The organism is Arthrobacter sp. 9MFCol3.1 (assembly GCF_000620385.1).
Lineage (GTDB): Bacteria > Actinomycetota > Actinomycetes > Actinomycetales > Micrococcaceae > Arthrobacter.
Window position 1 is genome coordinate 181,626 of sequence record NZ_JIBJ01000003.1, and the last position, 14,700, is coordinate 196,325.

The window sequence follows — 14,700 nt, forward strand, 5'->3', positions numbered from 1 at the left end:
GCGGCGGCCGGAACTGCTGTGCTTCCCGCGATACGCTTTCCGGCAGGAGGCCATTTGTCCAGGAGCGAACTGAACCAGCATGGGGCGGCCAAGCGCGCCACCATTGAGGATGTGGCGCGCGAAGCCGGCGTATCTCGCGCACTCGTTTCCCTGGTGCTGCGGGGTTCACCCAAGGTGAGTGAACAAAAAAGAGACGCTGTCGCCACCGCGATAGCCGCACTCGACTACAGGCCCAGCAATGCGGCCCGCTCGCTCGCCAGCGGACGGACGCAAACAGTGGGAGTCCTGCTGGACGACCTCGCCAATCCCTGGTTCGTGGAGCTCCTCGACGGCATGCAGATCATCTTCCGGGAGCAGAACCTTCGGATGGTCCTCGGCGATCCCCGCTATCTGGCCCGCCCGGGGGAAAGTCCGGTGTCCGCCTTCATGGAACTGCGCGTCGACGGCCTCGTCATCGCCGGAGACTTCAACGCCGATGAAGACCTCACACGCGCCACACTGCACACACCAGCCGTCGTCGCCGGCACGCGCGCCTTCGACCTCCCGGCGGCGGATCGCGTCACCAACGACGACGCCGCCGGCGCCCGGATGGCCGTCGAACACCTGATTGGACTTGGCCACAGCGACATTGCGTTCCTCACCGCCCCCACCGGGTCCGCTGCCGTGCGGGCCGACGCCTACAGGGACACGATGACCCGCCACGGCTTGCAGGGCTACATCCGGGTGATAGCCACGGACTTGAGTGAACAGTCCGGCTTTGAGGCAATGAGCCGCCTTATCGACAGCGGCCTACCCCCCTCAGCGGTCTTCGCCGCCAACGACATCCTCGCCGTCGGGGCGCTCTCAGCCGCCGACGAGCATGGCATCAGCGTCCCGGCACAGCTCTCACTGGTCGGATACGACAACACCTATCTCGCCGGGATCCGGCACGTCTCCCTGACCACCGTCGACCCGGTCAGCCGGGACGTAGGCATCCGCGCCGCGGAGGTTCTCCTCGCCCGCATCGCCGACCCCTCCCTGCCGCCACGTACCGACGTGCTGGTCCCGCGCCTCGTCGTTCGAAACACCACCGCTCCCCCTGCCCACACCTGACTGGCGGCCGGAGCAAGAATGAGTCACGAGTCCTTTCCGGGCTCGTAGGTGCCGGCGCTCCATTCCTGTCCTTGGGGATCGAGCACCCGGCAGCGCCGGGCGCCCCATTGGGTGTCTTCGGGCTCGATCACTGAGGTTCCGCCCGCAGCGAGGGCCTTCTGATGGAATGCGTCGACGTCGTCAACCAGCAGATATAGTCCCTGGCCGGTCGATCGACCGACAAGTGGCGGCCGCCGGTACTCGGCGTCGTTACTTGCCACCATTAGCACGGCCTCCCCCATGCGAATCTCGGCGTGCAGCACCGTCCCGGCAGGGCCGTCCTGCCGGTGAATGACGTCAAAGCCCACTGCCTGGTGCCAGTCCAGGGCTGCGGGTGCGTCACTGTAGCTGAGATAGGCGAATAACTTGGCGTCCATGCCGGAATGCTATTCCCAAGCGCAGCCGGCCGGAACTAGCGTGGCGGAATGAACCCGTCAAAGGCCCCAGCCGAGATCCTCACCATTGGCGGCAACGAGGTCCGCATCTCGAGTCCGGACAAGGTGGTGTTCCCCGAACCCGGGCTGACCAAGCTCGACCTGGTCCGCTACTACCTCACCGTCGCCGACGGTGCGTTGCGGGGCGCAGGCGGACGGCCCATGGTGCTCAAGCGCTTCCCGAAGGGGATCGGCGCTGAGCCGTTCTTTCAGAAGCGCGTGCCCGAAAACCACCCCGGCTTCATCGACACGGCGACGCTGCACTACGCGTCCGGCACATCAGCCGAAGAGGCCGTCATCAGGGATGCTGCGGGCTTGGCGTGGGTCGTGAATCTTGGATGCCTGGACCTCAACCCGCACCCCGTGCGGGCAGAGGACCTCGAACACCCCGACGAACTCCGGGTCGACCTGGACCCGATGCCGGGGGTCGAGTGGGCGCAGATCGTTGACGTCGCCTATGTCGCGCGGGAGGTGCTCGACGACGTGGGACTGGTGGGGTGGCCGAAAACGAGCGGTTCGCGGGGACTCCACATCCTCGTGCGCATCGCGCCCCAGTGGTCATACAGCGACGTGCGGCTCGCCGCCGAGACTCTCGCCCGCGAGGTCGAGAACCGCGCTCCGGGCCTCGCCACCGCGCGGTGGTGGAAGGAGGAGCGCGGCGAGAGTGTGTTCGTCGACTTCAATCAGAACGCCAAGGACCGCACCGTGGCATCGGCGTACTCGATCCGGCCCCTGCCCGACGCCCGGGTGTCGACTCCGCTCACTTGGAACGAGGTTACCTCCACCCGGCCTGAACAATTCACGGTGCCCACGGTGCTTGAGCGCTACGCAGCGATGGGCGACCCCCACGCCGGGATCGACGACGCGGTTGGGGCGCTCGACAGACTGCTCACCCTGGCTTCCGAGCTCGGCCCCGCCGAGAAGCCACCGCGCGGCGGCGACGGCCTGGGCCGCAGGCAGTCGGTGATGCCGCTCATCGAAGTGGCACGGACCAAGACCAAGCCCGAGGCGCTGGCGGCGCTCGAGGAATGGAAGACCCGGCACGCGGACCTCCTGCCGAGCCTGCACCCCGCTGACATACTCGTCGACGGAATGCGGGGTTCGAGTTCGCTCTGGTACCGGGTGCGGGTGAACCTGCAGCATGTCCCGGAAAAGGAGCGTCTGCCACAGGAGGACCTCATCGCAGACTACGACCCCTGGGCAGGCAAAGAGTGGCCCGGGCGCCCCGGCTCCTGACACCACCGGACTGCGTTCAGGCGTCCTGGGGCTTGTCCGGCTGCGCCTGCTTGTCCGGCTGCGCCAGCGTGTCTGCGTGGCGATGGGCGACCTTCCACTCGCCATCCTCGCGCCGGTAGACCTGAGTCACGCGCAGCGTGTAGTCCCTGGGCTCTCCGTTCACCGAGGCGCTTGTATGCTCGTAGCCGACGGTATAGGCCATGTCCCCGATCACGTCGGCAGCAATCACTTCGTGCGTGTACGACGTGCAATGCGAGAACGATGCTTCCAGTTGACGGAAGATGTGCCCCACGTCCTCGGCACCGCTGCCGGACATCCACGCGCCGAGCACGGAGACGGGCTCTCTTCGTGACCAGATGGCGAACCGCGGCGCGGCATCGCCGTTATGCAGGGCGGTCTCGGCGTCTTTGAGACGCGAGCCAACCCAGGCCATGAAGTCATCCCGCTCGCTCACGTCGGACCTCCAAAGGGCACACTGTTCGTCAACGGCCGGATAGGTCCATCGCCGTCCAGGCCATCGCGGCCCCGCCATCCTAAGCCTGCCTCGTGGTGGCTGCAAGGGCTGGCCTGGCCATTGTGGCGCCGGACCTCGGGTAGCATCGGCTCAACCTTCCCTCCCCCGTTCTTCCAGCTGCACAAACCGATTGTTTGGCCGGCTGGATCGCTCCTGTTGTGCCTTCCGTGCTCGCGACGAAGGTGCAGAATATCCCTATGAGCGATGCCTCGGGCTTCCCCGCCTTCGACGCGGCCGACCTGGATGCGGCAGCGGACCGGCTCCAACAGGCCGGCGTTCATCTGGTCATCGGAACGATGGTGAACGCGGCCGGAATCACCCTTGCCAAGAGTGTCCCGGTGGCCCGGTTCGGCGCCTTCCATCGGGCGGGCATGGGTGCCGCTCCGGTCTGGCATGTCTTTTGTATTGACGGCGCCATCGCCTTCACCGACAGCATCAGCGCCGTCGGCGACCTGCGCCTGAGGATCGATCCCACGGGGTTGCGCAGTCTCGGCGGAGGCTTGGCGTGGGCTCCCGCAGACATGTTCCGCCAGGATGGGAGCCGGGATCCGGCCTGCGCGCGTGGCACGCTGGCCCGAGTCCAGGAGCGGGCCGCAACCGCCGGCTACCGGGCACTCGTGGGCCACGAGCTGGAGTTCGTACTCGTCGCCGCCGACGGTACGGCGCTCGACGACGCCCCCTGGGCCCCGTACGGGCTGACCGGTTTGCTTGACCGGGAGCAATTCCTCACCGACCTGCTGGCCGCCATGGAGGATTCGGGTGCCCAGGTTGAACAGCTCCACGCGGAATACGGCCGCAACCAGTTTGAGCTCTCCCTTGCCCCGGCAGCTCCGCTCGCGGCAGCGGACACCGTGGTGCTGGCCAAGATCATTGTCGGCAGGGTCGCCCGTGCCCACAAGCTGCAGGCCTCGTTCTCTCCCGCCCCCTTCCCCGGCTCGGTCGGCAATGGCGCCCACCAGCATTTCTCCCTCTCCCATGGCGGAGCACCCCTCTTCAGCGGCGGCCCCGGCCCGTACGGCATCACCGAGGAGGGAGGGGCCGCAATCGGGGGCATCATCCAAGGGCTTCCCGAGGTGCAGGGACTGCTCACCGGTTCTATCCTGTCCGGGATCAGGCTCACGCCCGGAGCGTGGTCCGGTGCCGCTTTGTGTTGGGGCCTGGAAAACCGTGAAGCATCCGTCCGTTTCGTCGACGGCGGTGTGGGCAATCCCCACGGGGCCAACGTCGAAGTCAAGGTCATCGACGGGTCCGCCAGCGTGTACCTGGCCTCCGCCGCCATCCTGGCCCTGGCTCTCGAGGGCATCACGAGCGGCAGCCGCCTGCCTGCTGAAGTTACCGGCGACCCAAGCCGCCTCTCCGCGGCGGAAAGGCAGGCCGCGGGGATCGGCACCGTCTCGGACTCGCCGTCGGAAATCATCACGTCCCTGGACAACTCCGCGTCCGCCCGAAGACTGCTGGGCAACGAGGTTGTCGACGCCACCGTTGCGGTGCGGCGCCATGAGCAGGAGACCCACGGGGCCCGGGACCCCAAGGAACTCGCGGCCCTATTCCGCCTTGCCTGGTCGATCTGATGGGCACGTCGTTCGCCGGGTTTGTCGAAGACATACGGCTCATCGACCATCACGTTCACGGCGCGTATGGGGTCGACGGCGACGAAACCCGCTTTCAGAATTCGCTGAACGAGGCCAACAGCGAGCCCCTTGCCGTACCGTCGGCGGCCTACGACTCCCAACTGGGCTTCGCCTTCCGCCGCTGGTGCGCCGAGATCATCGACCTGCCCCGGCACGTCTCGCCCGAGCTCTACTGGCGGCGCCGCAGCGAACTCGGCGAACTGGAAATCAGCCGACGGATGACCCGGGCAGCCGGGGTCAGTCACTGGCTCATCGACGCCGGATTCAACACCGGGGCCATGCTCGATCCACCCGGGATGGCGGAAACTGCCGGGGCCACCGTCCGCGAGATCGTACGCCTGGAAACCCTCGCCGAAACCCTGATCCAATCCGGCCAGGAGCCGGGCGACTACGTGGAGGCGTTCACCGCGCTGCTGGCCAGCCGCCCCCGGATTGTCGTGGGGGCCAAGTCCGTTCTGGCCTACCGGGCCGGCTTCAATCATGACCTCTCCCGGCCGGCCGACCGCAAGGTGGCTGAGTCCGCGAAGCGGTGGCGGCAGCGGATCGAGTCCGGTGGGCCGGTGCGTCTTGATGACCTCACCCTCATCCGTTTCGGCCTGCACTGCGCAATCTCGCTCGGGCTTCCACTCCAGCTCCACGTCGGGTTCGGGGACCGGGAGCTGGACCTTGACCGGGCGAACCCCCTGCTTCTGCTCGACTTTCTCCGGTCGATTCAAGCCAGCAGGGTCCCCGTCCTGCTCCTGCACTGCTACCCGTTCGAGCGTGAGGCCGGCTATCTCGCGCAGGCCTTCGACAACGTCTACTTCGACGTCGGCCTGGCGGTGAACCACGTCGGCGTCCGGAGCCGGAGCCTCATCGCGCGCTCGTTCGAACTCGCCCCCTTCACTAAGATCCTTTACTCGTCCGATGCCATCGGCCCGGCTGAGCTCCACTACCTCGGCGCGCGGCTGTGGCGCAACGCGATTGCAGCCATCTTCGGCCAGTGGATTGACGACGACGAGTGGTCGGACGCCGATGCCCGCCGCGTTGTGGAGCTGGTTGCGCGGGAGAACGCCCGTAGGGTCTACGGACTGCCGTAACGGGACCCCACCACGGTCATTGTCCACACGTTAAAGCAAAAACCCCTCTGACGAGGGGTTTTGCTGTCACTCAACGGCTGCGCTAGTGCTCGGTCTCTGCCGCCTTCTTGGCGTCTTTCTCGGCGTCCTTCTCCGCGCGAAGAGCCTCCGCGTCGTGCTTTTCCTCGGCTTTTTCCTGGTGGATGACCTCTGCGAAGAGCTTCTCCATCTCCTTGGCCACGCCGGCGGCTGAGGCCGGGTTCTGCCCGGTCACCAGCCGCTCGTCAACCACAACCTTCTCCTCAAAGACAGCAGCGGCGACGTGCGTGGCGCCCTGTTCCTCAAGCCGGTCGGCCAAGAAGAACGGAATGACCTTGTCCTTCCCCGCGGCAACCTCCTCGTCGTTGGTGAAGGCGGCCACCTTACGGCCCTCGACGAGGCGAAGCCCGTTCTTCAATTCCACGTTCAGCAGGCCGGCCGGTCCGTGGCAGACCGCGCCCACCAGGCCGCCGGCGTTGTAGACGCTGGCCACCAGATCCTGCAAACCTTTGCTGTCCGGGAAGTCCCACATGGTGCCGTGGCCGCCCACGAGATAGACGGCGTCGTACTGGTCGGGATCAACGACGTCGACGCGGGCAGTGTTATAGAGACCGGCGCGCGTGGTCTCGTCCTCCGTGAAGGCGACCTGGATGGGATCTTCCGAGTCCACCTCGTCGCGCGGGGGCTGGCCGCCCTGGATGGACGCGAAGTCGACGAAATGCCCGGAATCCTTGAAGACCTTCCACGGATGTGCGGCCTCGGCCACGTTGTAGCCGGTCTTCTCTCCGGTATCGCCGATCTCGGAAACGCTGGTCAGTACCATGAGGATTTTCTTCATGAATTCTTCCTTTCGTCCAGCTTCCACCCTACGCCCAGCGCACTTCGGGCCCTCAGCGCCCGAAGTCATCGGCTAGTTCGTTGACACATCGATCAGCACCTTGCCGACGATTCCCTCTTCCACCGCCGCGTGGGCCGCCGCCGTGTCAGCCAGGGCAAAGCGATGCAGCGGCAGGCCCGCGGCCTCTCCCACCGGAAGGGCGCCGCCGGTGATGGCCGCATTGATGTCCTTGGCGGCGGCTTGCACGGCCGCCATGCCAACGGTGTAGAGCAGCACAAACTGGTACCGGACGTTGAGGCTGAAATGCCGGCGCACGTCCAGGCTCACCTGATCGCCGCCGTTGTTGGCGTAGACGGCGACGGAGCCGCGGTTGCGGATCACCGCCAGGTCGAGTTCCGCGTTCTGCGCGGGTGCCACCTCCACGATCTGGTCGACGCCGTCGGGAGCGATCCGGCGGATCTCCGCGGCCGGATCGGTATCCCGGTAATTGATGACGTGATCGGCGCCGGCGGCCGTGGCCAGCGCAGCCTTCGCCGGTCCGCTCACGGTCGTGATCACAGCGGCGCCGGCCCACTTGGCCAGCTGGATCGCCGCATGGCCCACGGCGCCTGCCCCTCCAGCGACGAGGACCACTTTGCCGTCCAAGGCTCCCGGGTGCAGCCGCCGCGGGCCGTCCTCGGCGATGGTCAGGGCCCGGTGGGCGGTGATTGCGGGAACACCCAGGCTTGCGCCGAGCTCGAACCCGGCGTTCTCCGGCAGCGGAAAAACCCGTTCGGCCGGCAGGACGGCGAACTCCTGCGCTGTCCCGCCGTCGGCGCGCTGGTAGGCGGCCAGGGCCAGCCAGACCCTGTCACCGATGTGGAGGTGCTCGACGCCGGGTCCGACGGCGTCCACCACTCCGGCGCCGTCCTGGTTCGGCACGAACTCCGCGAAGGGCAAGGCCTCGCCCGGTTTGGCGCCGCGGCGCGACTTCCAGTCGGTGGGGTTCACCGCGGAGACCATGATCCGCACGCGGACCTCCCCGCGCCCCGGGTCGCGGATCTCGCGGTCGACGAGCTCGAGAACGGACGGATCGCCGGTGGCACGGTACACGATTGCTTTCATACTCAGACCAAACACCGGCCCTCACCGAAAATTCCCGCCGGGCGCGGAAACGGTGATGCCATCGGGCGACTGCGTGATCAGGCCTGCTGGGCAGGTGACGGGACGGGCATCGGGCCGAGCTCGGCGGACCGTGGCGGATTGGCGCCCTGCCGGGAGCAGGTGATGGCCGCGGCGCGGTTGGCGTACGCGGCGAGGGCATTCATCTCATCCGGAGTGAGGTTTTGGAGTCGGTGCCTGCCGCTGGCGCCGAGCGCGTCGAGTTGGGACAGTCCGGAGATGAGCCCTGCCATGAAGGAGTCGCCTGCCCCAACGGTGTCCGCCACAGCGATGGATTCGGCGGCCATCTCCACCCTGCCCTGGCGGGCCAGGACGACTGGGCCGGAGGCGCCGCGTGTCAGGGCTACGATCGCGGGGCCGAGTTCCAGCCATGCTGCCATGGTTTGCTCCGGGGTCCGGTCCGGGTAGAGCCAGCTCAAGTCTTCGTCGCTGGCTTTGACGATGTCGCTGGCCGTCACGAACAGTTCCGCCCGGTTACGCGCCTCCGCAACGTCGGGACTGATAGCGGGCCGGCAATTCGGGTCGTAGCTGACCGTCGCGTGCTTCCGTGCGGCCATCACCAAGGCCAAGGTGGCCTTGTCCCCCGGTCCAAGCATGGTGGCGATCGATCCGGTGTGGACGTGGGTGGAGCCTTCAACGGCGGCCAGAGCGGGCAGGGACGCCCCGTTGATGTCCCAGTCGATGGAGAAGGTGTAGTGAGCGCCACCGTCAGTGCCCAGGGCCGCGAGGGCCGTCGACGTCGCTGAGGTCCCTCCGTTAATTACCCGGACGTTGTTCGACCGGAGGTGCTGATCGATCATCAGGCCGTACCGGTCCTCGGCGTAGTGGGTCACCAGGGTCGTCTGCAGGTCCAGGCGGGCCGCCCCCACCGCCACGTTGAGCGGGCTCCCTCCGGGATGGGCCTGGATCTCTTCCGGCCGGTGGGGGTCGCTGATGATGTCGACGAGTGATTCGCCGATGACGATCACCATGGTTTCACTTGCTGGCATGGCTGCTTCCTCGCAGTCTTCTTCTCAGCGGCCCGGGTAGACCACGGCTTTGAGCTGGCCGGGCTGCTTGCCGGCCTTGAGCGCATCTTCCGATTCGGCGAGGGCGAACTTGCCGGTGACCAGGATGTCCAGGTCCACTTTTCCGTCGGCGATGAGCTGGATGGCCAGGGGCCAGGTGTTGGTGTAGCGGAACACGCCGGAGAGCCAGATCTCCCGGTTCTGGATGTAGGAGACGGGGAGTTCGACGTCGTCGGCCCCGAGCCCCACCAGGATGACCCGGCCGGCCGGTCCAACGGCTTTGATCCCGGAACGGACGGCCTGCGGGGCGCCGGAGGCGTCGATGAAGGCATCGACGTCGAGCCCTTCGACACTCTCCGTCAAGGCGTTCAAGGCATGGGTGGCGCCGTGTTGGAGGGCGAAAGCCAGCCGGTCTTCTGCAATGTCGCTGATGTAGATTTCGGTGGCGCCGAAGGCGCGGGCGGCTTGGGCGGCGATGATGCCGATGGGGCCCGCGCCGGCGATCAGGACCCGGCTGCCCGGCTTGATCTGGGCGCGTTCGCAGGCCCAGAGGCCGACGGAGAGCGGTTCAATGAGGGCTGCCGCCTCGTCGCTGACGCTATCCGGGATGTCGAAGGCAAAGTCGCTCTGGATTCTCACGTATTCGGTGAAGGCCCCGTCGATCGGCGGGGTGGCGTAGAACTCGATGTCGGGGCAGAGGTTGTAGCGTCCGGCTTTGCACTGCTTGCATGTGCGGCAGGGCCGCTGGGGCTCGACGGCGACCCGCTGGCCGATGCGGGCGGGGTCGACGTCGCTGCCGACGGCGGCGATACGTCCGGAGAGTTCGTGGCCGAGGATCAGCGGGTGGTCCACGACGTAGTCGCCGATCCGGCCGTGTTCGTAATAGTGGACGTCGCTGCCGCACACGCCGACGGCGGCGACTTGGACGAGGACCTGGTCCGCGTCCAGCCGCGGGACGGGCAGGGCTTCCATGGCCATGTCGCCTTGGCGTTTGAGGACGGCGGCGCGCATGGTGGCCGGCACTTCGGGATGCCCGGGGGTGCGGGACTGGGCGGTTGATGTGGTCATCGGAGGAATCCTTTGCGGTTTGAAGAGGGGTGGCGGGCTATTTGACGGCACTATTTCACGGCGCCCAGGGAGAGGCCTTGGACGAGTTTGTCCTGGGCTGCGAAACCGGCGAACAGCACTGGCAGGGAGATAACGACGGCGGCGGCACAGACCTTGGCAATGAACAGGCCCTGGCCTGAAACGAAGCCGGTGAGGAACACCGGTGCGGTGCCGGCCACGACGCCGGTGAGGACCCGGGCCAGGAGGAGTTCGTTCCAGCTGAAGATGAAGCAGATCAGGGCGGTCGCGGCGATGCCGGGCATCGCCACGGGTGCGATGACCTTGCGCAGCGTGAGCAGCAAGGTGGCGCCGTCGATCTGGGCAGCCTCGAGCATTTCGACCGGCACTTCGGCAAGGAAGGACCGCATCATCCACACGGCGATGGGCAGGTTCATCGAGGTATACATCAGGACCAGGAACCAGATGTTGTCCAGCGCGCCGGCGGTTTTGGCGAACAGGTAGAGCGGCAGGACTGCGGCGACCACGGGCATCATCTTCGTAGAGAGGAAGAAGAACAGAACATCGGTCCACTTCTTCACCGGCCGGATCGACAGGGCGTACGCGGCGGGGATGGCCAGCAGCAGGACCAGGACAGTGGAGAAGATCGAGGCGGTGGCGGAGTTGATCAGCGAGGGCCAGGGGCTGACGCCGGAAGTTGCGCCGAAGAACTCCTTGTAGGCATCCAGGTTGAGGTCGGCGGCGATGGACGGCGGGTTCGTGGCGGCGTCGATTTCGGAGTGGAACGAGGTCAGGATCATCCACAGGACCGGCACCGCGAACAACAGGGCCAGCAGCCAGGCGGCGATGCCGGCGGCGGTGTTGTTGCGGGTGGGGTCCATGCGTGACTTGCGCCGGCGTCGTGATCCCGTGGTCGGGGTGGACGCGGTGGGGACTGATGACCTGGGCCCGGCGGGGGTGAGGGTGCTCATCGTGCTGCCTCCTTCTTGAAGAGCGAGAATACGGTGCGGAGTGCGAAGGTCGCCACGATGATGGTGCCGATGACCACCACGACGCCGGCCGCTGAGGCCAGGCCGTATTCGTTGGCGTAGTAGAACGTCTCGTAGATGGCATAGGGCAGGTTGGCCGTGCCCAGGCCGCCGGAGGTGATGACGAAGGTGGCGTCGAAGTTCTGCACGATGTAGATGGCCCCTAGCAGTCCGCCGAGTTCCAGGTACTGGCGCAGGTGCGGCAGGGTAAGGTGGCGGAAAATTGCCCAGGGAGTGGCGCCGTCCATCTGGGCAGCTTCGACGGTGTCCATCGGACGGGACTGCAGGCCGGCGAGCAGGATGAGCATCATGAACGGCGTCCACTGCCAGACCAGCGAGACGATGATGGCCATCAGGGGCGCCGAAGACAGCAGATCCGGCTGCGGCGGGTTGTCGGAGCCGAAGAGGGACCAGATCCAGGTGAGGGAACCGTTGATCAGGCCGTAGACGGGATTGAGGATGGCGTGCTTCCAGATGAGCGCCGCGGCGACCGGAACGATGAGGAAGGGTGCGATCAGCAGGGTCCGGGCCAGTCCGCGGCCGATGAACTTCTTGTCCAGGAGCAGGGCCAGCCCGAGTCCGAGGACCAGGCTGACCAGGACCACCGAGACGGTCTCGACGATGGTGGTGAGGATTGCCTGGAGCATGTAGGGGTCGGTGACCACCTGGATGTAGTTCTCGAATCCGGCGAATCCGGTCGTGTCCGGGCTCAGGCTGTTCCAGTTCATGAACGAGATGATCAGGGTCACCACGAACGGAAGCTGGGTGACGACGATGAGGAAGATCAGGGCCGGCAGCAGCGGTGCCCGCCGCGCCCAGGCCACTGCACGTTCCCGCGCCCTGGTGTTCTTGGAAGGTTTGGCTGTGCTGCTCCCGTGCCGGGAGACGCGCGCCGTTGCGGTAGTCATAATGTTCTCCTGCGGTTGGGTTGTGGTTACTTGTACTTGTCGCCGACTTTTTGTGCGGCTTCCTGGCCCTTGGCCACCGCGTCGGCGACCGAGCCCTGGCCGGCGATGGCGGAGCTCACGCCCTGGGACACCCTGGTGCCCAGGGCGGCGAACTCGGGAATGCCGACAAACTGGATGCCGACCGCCGGCCGCGGCTGGACACCGGGGTTGGTCGGATCGGCGTTCTCAATGGCAAAGCGTTCGGCCTTGAAGAACGGTGCGGCCTGCTGGAACTCGGTGTTCTCGTAGGTGGAGATGCGCTTGCCGGACGGGACCTTGGACCAGCCGAGCTTGGAGGCGACCAGTTCCTCATACTTCTTCGAGCTGGCCCAGGCGATGAATTTGGCGGCAGCGTCCTGTTTCCTGGAGGCCGCCTGCATAGCCCAGGACCAGGTCCACAGCCAGCCCGAGGATTTGGTTTCCTTGACCGGAGCCTGCGCGTAACCGATCTTTCCCTTCACAGGAGAGGCCTCGGCTTCCAGGGCGCCGGCCGCGGAGGTGGCGTCGTACCACATGGCGACCTTGCTCTGGCTCATGTTGTTCAGGCATTCGGTGAATCCTGCCTGGGCGGCGCCCGCTTCACCATGGTCGCGCACCAGTCTGGTGTAGAAATCAACAGCCGCGGTGAACTCCGGAGAGTTGACCTTCGCGTTCCAGTCCTTGTCGAACCATGTTCCGCCGAAGGTGTTCACCATCGTGGTCAGCGGCGCGAAAACCTGGCCCCAGCCGGGCTGGCCGCGCAGGCAGATGCCCTTCATTCCGGGGACGGCGCCATCGACCTTGGCCGCCACGGCTGCGACTTCGTCCCACGTCGGATTCTCCGGCATCGAAAGTCCCTTGGCGGCCAGGATGTCTTTCCGGTACATCAGGAAGGAGGATTCGCCGTAAAAAGGTTCGCCGTAGAGCTTGCCGTCCTTGCCGGTCAGCGACGCCGTGTAGGCCGGCAGGATGTCCGCCTGGTTGAACGCCGCGTCCTGGGCAACGTTGTCCAGAGGGGCAAGCCAGCCGTTGGCGGAATAGAACGGGATCTCGTAGTTGGACAGCGACGCGATGTCGTACTGGCCGGCCTGGCTCGAGAACTCCTGGCTGATCTTGGCCCGGACGTCGTTTTCCGGCAGGACGGTGTAGTTGACCCTGATGCCGGTTTCCTTGGTGAAGTTCTCCGCGGTGAGCCGCTGCAGGTCCTCCATCTGGGGGTTGTTGACCATCAGGACATTGATGCTGTTCGGGTCTCCCGCGGAGTTGCCGCCGCCGGCGCCCGCGCAGGCCGAGGTGCTGAGTGCCACGCACAGGGCGCCTGCGGCCAACGCGGCGGCGCGTGTTTTTGCGCGCATTTAGGACTCCTTTGTTCTTCAGGGGGTGCGATGCTGCCCTGCTCCGACTGCTGCGTCGGGGGTGCGGGGCCGAGAGTGGGACGAAGGGGGCTGGAAGCCGGATACCTCGTCGATGTCCCTCAAGATTAGGCCTGTGGGACAAGGCACAACTAGCGCCGCGGTTGCTGAATTCTGATACTAATTTTCCTGAGTGCTCTCAAGGTGGGCGCTACTCTGGGAGAAGGCAACCAAAGCGTTGTCCAGATTTCATAACCCCAACGCAGGGAGACCCACGATGAGCACGGCGGATCCCGCCAACGGAGCAGACCTCCCTGACAGTGCCGCCGCACGGTTGGCTGAGAGGCTGCTGGGCATGCGGGCCAACCGGGAGGTCATCCCGGAGGACCCGCACCATTCGGTTCGGTGGCACCAGCACGACTACCCGAGCCCCGAGGCACGGTGGAATTACCACCCAGAGTATGAGATCCACCTCATCCGGAAGGGCACCGGAAAGTTCATCGTCGGAGACCACATTGGCACGTTCGAAGCCGGCCACGTCTCCCTCGTCGGATCCGGGCTCCCCCACGACTGGGTCAGCGACCTTGAATCCGGCGAAATACTGGAGAACCGGGACGCCATCATCCAGTTCGACGGGAAGTGGGTCGAGCAGGCCGCATCCATTGTCCCGGAGATGGCCGAGGTCAGGCCATTGTTGGAACAGTCCGCCCGGGGAATCGAATTCCTTGGCGGCTCAGCCGAGACGGCGGCGGCGTGCATCGAGGCAATGGGCACCTCCACCGGATTGGCGCGGCTTCAGCATCTCTTTGAGCTGTTGGCGACACTGGCCCGTGCGCCAGAAGTGGAGCGGCGCTACCTTGCTGAAGAATGGTTCAGGCCGCAACTAGACGGCCAGGCTGCGGCCGTCGTCGATATCGTCCTGGAGTACGTTTTCAGCAACCACTCCGGCAGTGTCAAGATGTCCGAAGCGGCGGCGCTGGTGGGCATGTCGGAACCGACATTTTCGAAGTATTTCAAGCGCGCCACCGGCCAAAACTTCAGTGATCTGGTGCGCAAACTTCGGCTGGCCCACGCCCGCCGGCTGCTGGAGCAGAGCGACAAACCCATCTCCGATATCTGCTACGAAGTGGGTTTCTCCAATTTGTCCAACTTCAACCGTCATTTCCTCAACGACGCCGGCGAAACCCCGCGGCAGTACCGCCAGCGAACGCAGAACTGACAGTCCCGGGGAGTGATACCCGAGCGGCACCGCTCGATGACACGAGCCGCCGCGGCTGGGC

At 66.0% G+C, this 14,700-nt stretch carries 14 protein-coding genes; 5 read left to right on the forward strand and 9 right to left on the reverse strand.

Going from position 1 to position 14,700, the window contains the following annotated elements; translation table 11 throughout:
* Positions 1-54 precede the first annotated feature (54 nt).
* Positions 55-1,092 carry a LacI family DNA-binding transcriptional regulator gene (locus C560_RS0100890; protein WP_197026076.1) on the forward strand — a complete coding sequence of 346 codons (1,038 nt, stop codon included), beginning with the start codon at positions 55-57 and terminating at the stop codon, positions 1,090-1,092.
* A 23-nt stretch (positions 1,093-1,115) separates the two neighbouring features.
* Here the strand turns inward: C560_RS0100890 and C560_RS0100895 are convergent, their stop codons facing one another.
* Positions 1,116-1,508, reverse strand: a complete 393-nt coding sequence (locus C560_RS0100895; protein ID WP_026536767.1) for a VOC family protein — start codon at positions 1,506-1,508, stop codon at positions 1,116-1,118.
* A gap of 48 nt (positions 1,509-1,556) precedes the next feature.
* On the opposite strand from C560_RS0100895, the gene ligD reads away from it, so the two are divergent.
* Complete coding sequence (gene ligD / locus C560_RS0100900) at positions 1,557-2,801, forward strand: non-homologous end-joining DNA ligase (protein WP_026536768.1); 1,245 nt, start codon at positions 1,557-1,559, stop codon at positions 2,799-2,801.
* A gap of 16 nt (positions 2,802-2,817) precedes the next feature.
* Here ligD and C560_RS0100905 read toward each other — a convergent pair whose 3' ends face one another.
* Entirely contained in the window at positions 2,818-3,255 is a 438-nt protein-coding gene (locus C560_RS0100905; RefSeq protein ID WP_026536769.1) for a nuclear transport factor 2 family protein, read from the reverse strand.
* A 257-nt stretch (positions 3,256-3,512) separates the two neighbouring features.
* On the opposite strand from C560_RS0100905, the gene C560_RS0100910 reads away from it, so the two are divergent.
* Complete coding sequence (locus C560_RS0100910; RefSeq protein ID WP_051532925.1) at positions 3,513-4,886, forward strand: glutamine synthetase family protein; 1,374 nt, start codon at positions 3,513-3,515, stop codon at positions 4,884-4,886.
* A complete protein-coding gene (locus C560_RS0100915) occupies positions 4,886-6,025 on the forward strand; it encodes an amidohydrolase family protein (protein ID WP_026536771.1) in 1,140 nt (379 codons plus the stop codon). Before C560_RS0100910 ends, C560_RS0100915 begins: the two co-directional genes overlap by 1 nt.
* A gap of 82 nt (positions 6,026-6,107) precedes the next feature.
* Here the strand turns inward: C560_RS0100915 and C560_RS0100920 are convergent, their stop codons facing one another.
* The 7 genes from C560_RS0100920 to C560_RS0100950 form a co-directional block, all read right to left on the reverse strand.
* On the reverse strand, positions 6,108-6,881 hold the full coding sequence (locus tag C560_RS0100920) for a type 1 glutamine amidotransferase domain-containing protein (RefSeq protein ID WP_026536772.1): 774 nt from the start codon (positions 6,879-6,881) through the stop codon (positions 6,108-6,110).
* 72 nt (positions 6,882-6,953) lie between these two features.
* Positions 6,954-7,985, reverse strand: coding sequence for an NADPH:quinone reductase (locus C560_RS0100925; protein WP_026536773.1), 1,032 nt, complete (start codon positions 7,983-7,985; stop codon positions 6,954-6,956).
* A gap of 77 nt (positions 7,986-8,062) precedes the next feature.
* Positions 8,063-9,031, reverse strand: coding sequence for a carbohydrate kinase family protein (locus C560_RS0100930; protein ID WP_026536774.1), 969 nt, complete (start codon positions 9,029-9,031; stop codon positions 8,063-8,065).
* A gap of 24 nt (positions 9,032-9,055) precedes the next feature.
* Entirely contained in the window at positions 9,056-10,117 is a 1,062-nt protein-coding gene (locus C560_RS0100935) for an NAD(P)-dependent alcohol dehydrogenase (RefSeq protein WP_026536775.1), read from the reverse strand.
* A gap of 50 nt (positions 10,118-10,167) precedes the next feature.
* Positions 10,168-11,085, reverse strand: a complete 918-nt coding sequence (locus C560_RS0100940; protein WP_026536776.1) for a carbohydrate ABC transporter permease — start codon at positions 11,083-11,085, stop codon at positions 10,168-10,170.
* Positions 11,082-12,050 (reverse strand): carbohydrate ABC transporter permease, encoded by a 969-nt coding sequence (locus C560_RS0100945; protein ID WP_026536777.1) that lies wholly within the window; start codon positions 12,048-12,050, stop codon positions 11,082-11,084. The genes C560_RS0100940 and C560_RS0100945 overlap by 4 nt, the downstream gene beginning before the upstream one ends.
* A 26-nt stretch (positions 12,051-12,076) precedes the next feature.
* The gene (locus C560_RS0100950) at positions 12,077-13,423 is read right to left on the reverse strand and encodes an ABC transporter substrate-binding protein (RefSeq protein ID WP_026536778.1); all 1,347 of its coding nucleotides are present in this window, start codon (positions 13,421-13,423) and stop codon (positions 12,077-12,079) included.
* 274 nt (positions 13,424-13,697) lie between these two features.
* Here C560_RS0100950 and C560_RS0100955 point away from each other — a divergent pair, with 274 nt between their 5' ends.
* On the forward strand, positions 13,698-14,639 hold the full coding sequence (locus C560_RS0100955) for an AraC family transcriptional regulator (protein ID WP_081801571.1): 942 nt from the start codon (positions 13,698-13,700) through the stop codon (positions 14,637-14,639).
* The last annotated feature ends 61 nt before the right edge of the window (positions 14,640-14,700 follow it).

What these genes read in the sequence shown, in the direction of transcription:
- C560_RS0100910 (WP_051532925.1), top strand. Translation starts at nt 3,513, where the DNA reads ATGAGCGATGCCTCGGGCTTCCCCGCCTTCGACGCGGCCGACCTGGAT.
- C560_RS0100950 (WP_026536778.1), bottom strand. Translation starts at nt 13,423, where the DNA reads ATGCGCGCAAAAACACGCGCCGCCGCGTTGGCCGCAGGCGCCCTGTGC.
- C560_RS0100925 (WP_026536773.1), bottom strand. Translation starts at nt 7,985, where the DNA reads ATGAAAGCAATCGTGTACCGTGCCACCGGCGATCCGTCCGTTCTCGAG.
- C560_RS0100935 (WP_026536775.1), bottom strand. Translation starts at nt 10,117, where the DNA reads ATGACCACATCAACCGCCCAGTCCCGCACCCCCGGGCATCCCGAAGTG.
- ligD (WP_026536768.1), top strand. Translation starts at nt 1,557, where the DNA reads ATGAACCCGTCAAAGGCCCCAGCCGAGATCCTCACCATTGGCGGCAAC.
- C560_RS0100930 (WP_026536774.1), bottom strand. Translation starts at nt 9,031, where the DNA reads ATGCCAGCAAGTGAAACCATGGTGATCGTCATCGGCGAATCACTCGTC.
- C560_RS0100945 (WP_026536777.1), bottom strand. Translation starts at nt 12,050, where the DNA reads ATGACTACCGCAACGGCGCGCGTCTCCCGGCACGGGAGCAGCACAGCC.
- C560_RS0100955 (WP_081801571.1), top strand. Translation starts at nt 13,698, where the DNA reads ATGAGCACGGCGGATCCCGCCAACGGAGCAGACCTCCCTGACAGTGCC.
- C560_RS0100920 (WP_026536772.1), bottom strand. Translation starts at nt 6,881, where the DNA reads ATGAAGAAAATCCTCATGGTACTGACCAGCGTTTCCGAGATCGGCGAT.
- C560_RS0100940 (WP_026536776.1), bottom strand. Translation starts at nt 11,085, where the DNA reads ATGAGCACCCTCACCCCCGCCGGGCCCAGGTCATCAGTCCCCACCGCG.
- C560_RS0100915 (WP_026536771.1), top strand. Translation starts at nt 4,886, where the DNA reads ATGGGCACGTCGTTCGCCGGGTTTGTCGAAGACATACGGCTCATCGAC.
- C560_RS0100895 (WP_026536767.1), bottom strand. Translation starts at nt 1,508, where the DNA reads ATGGACGCCAAGTTATTCGCCTATCTCAGCTACAGTGACGCACCCGCA.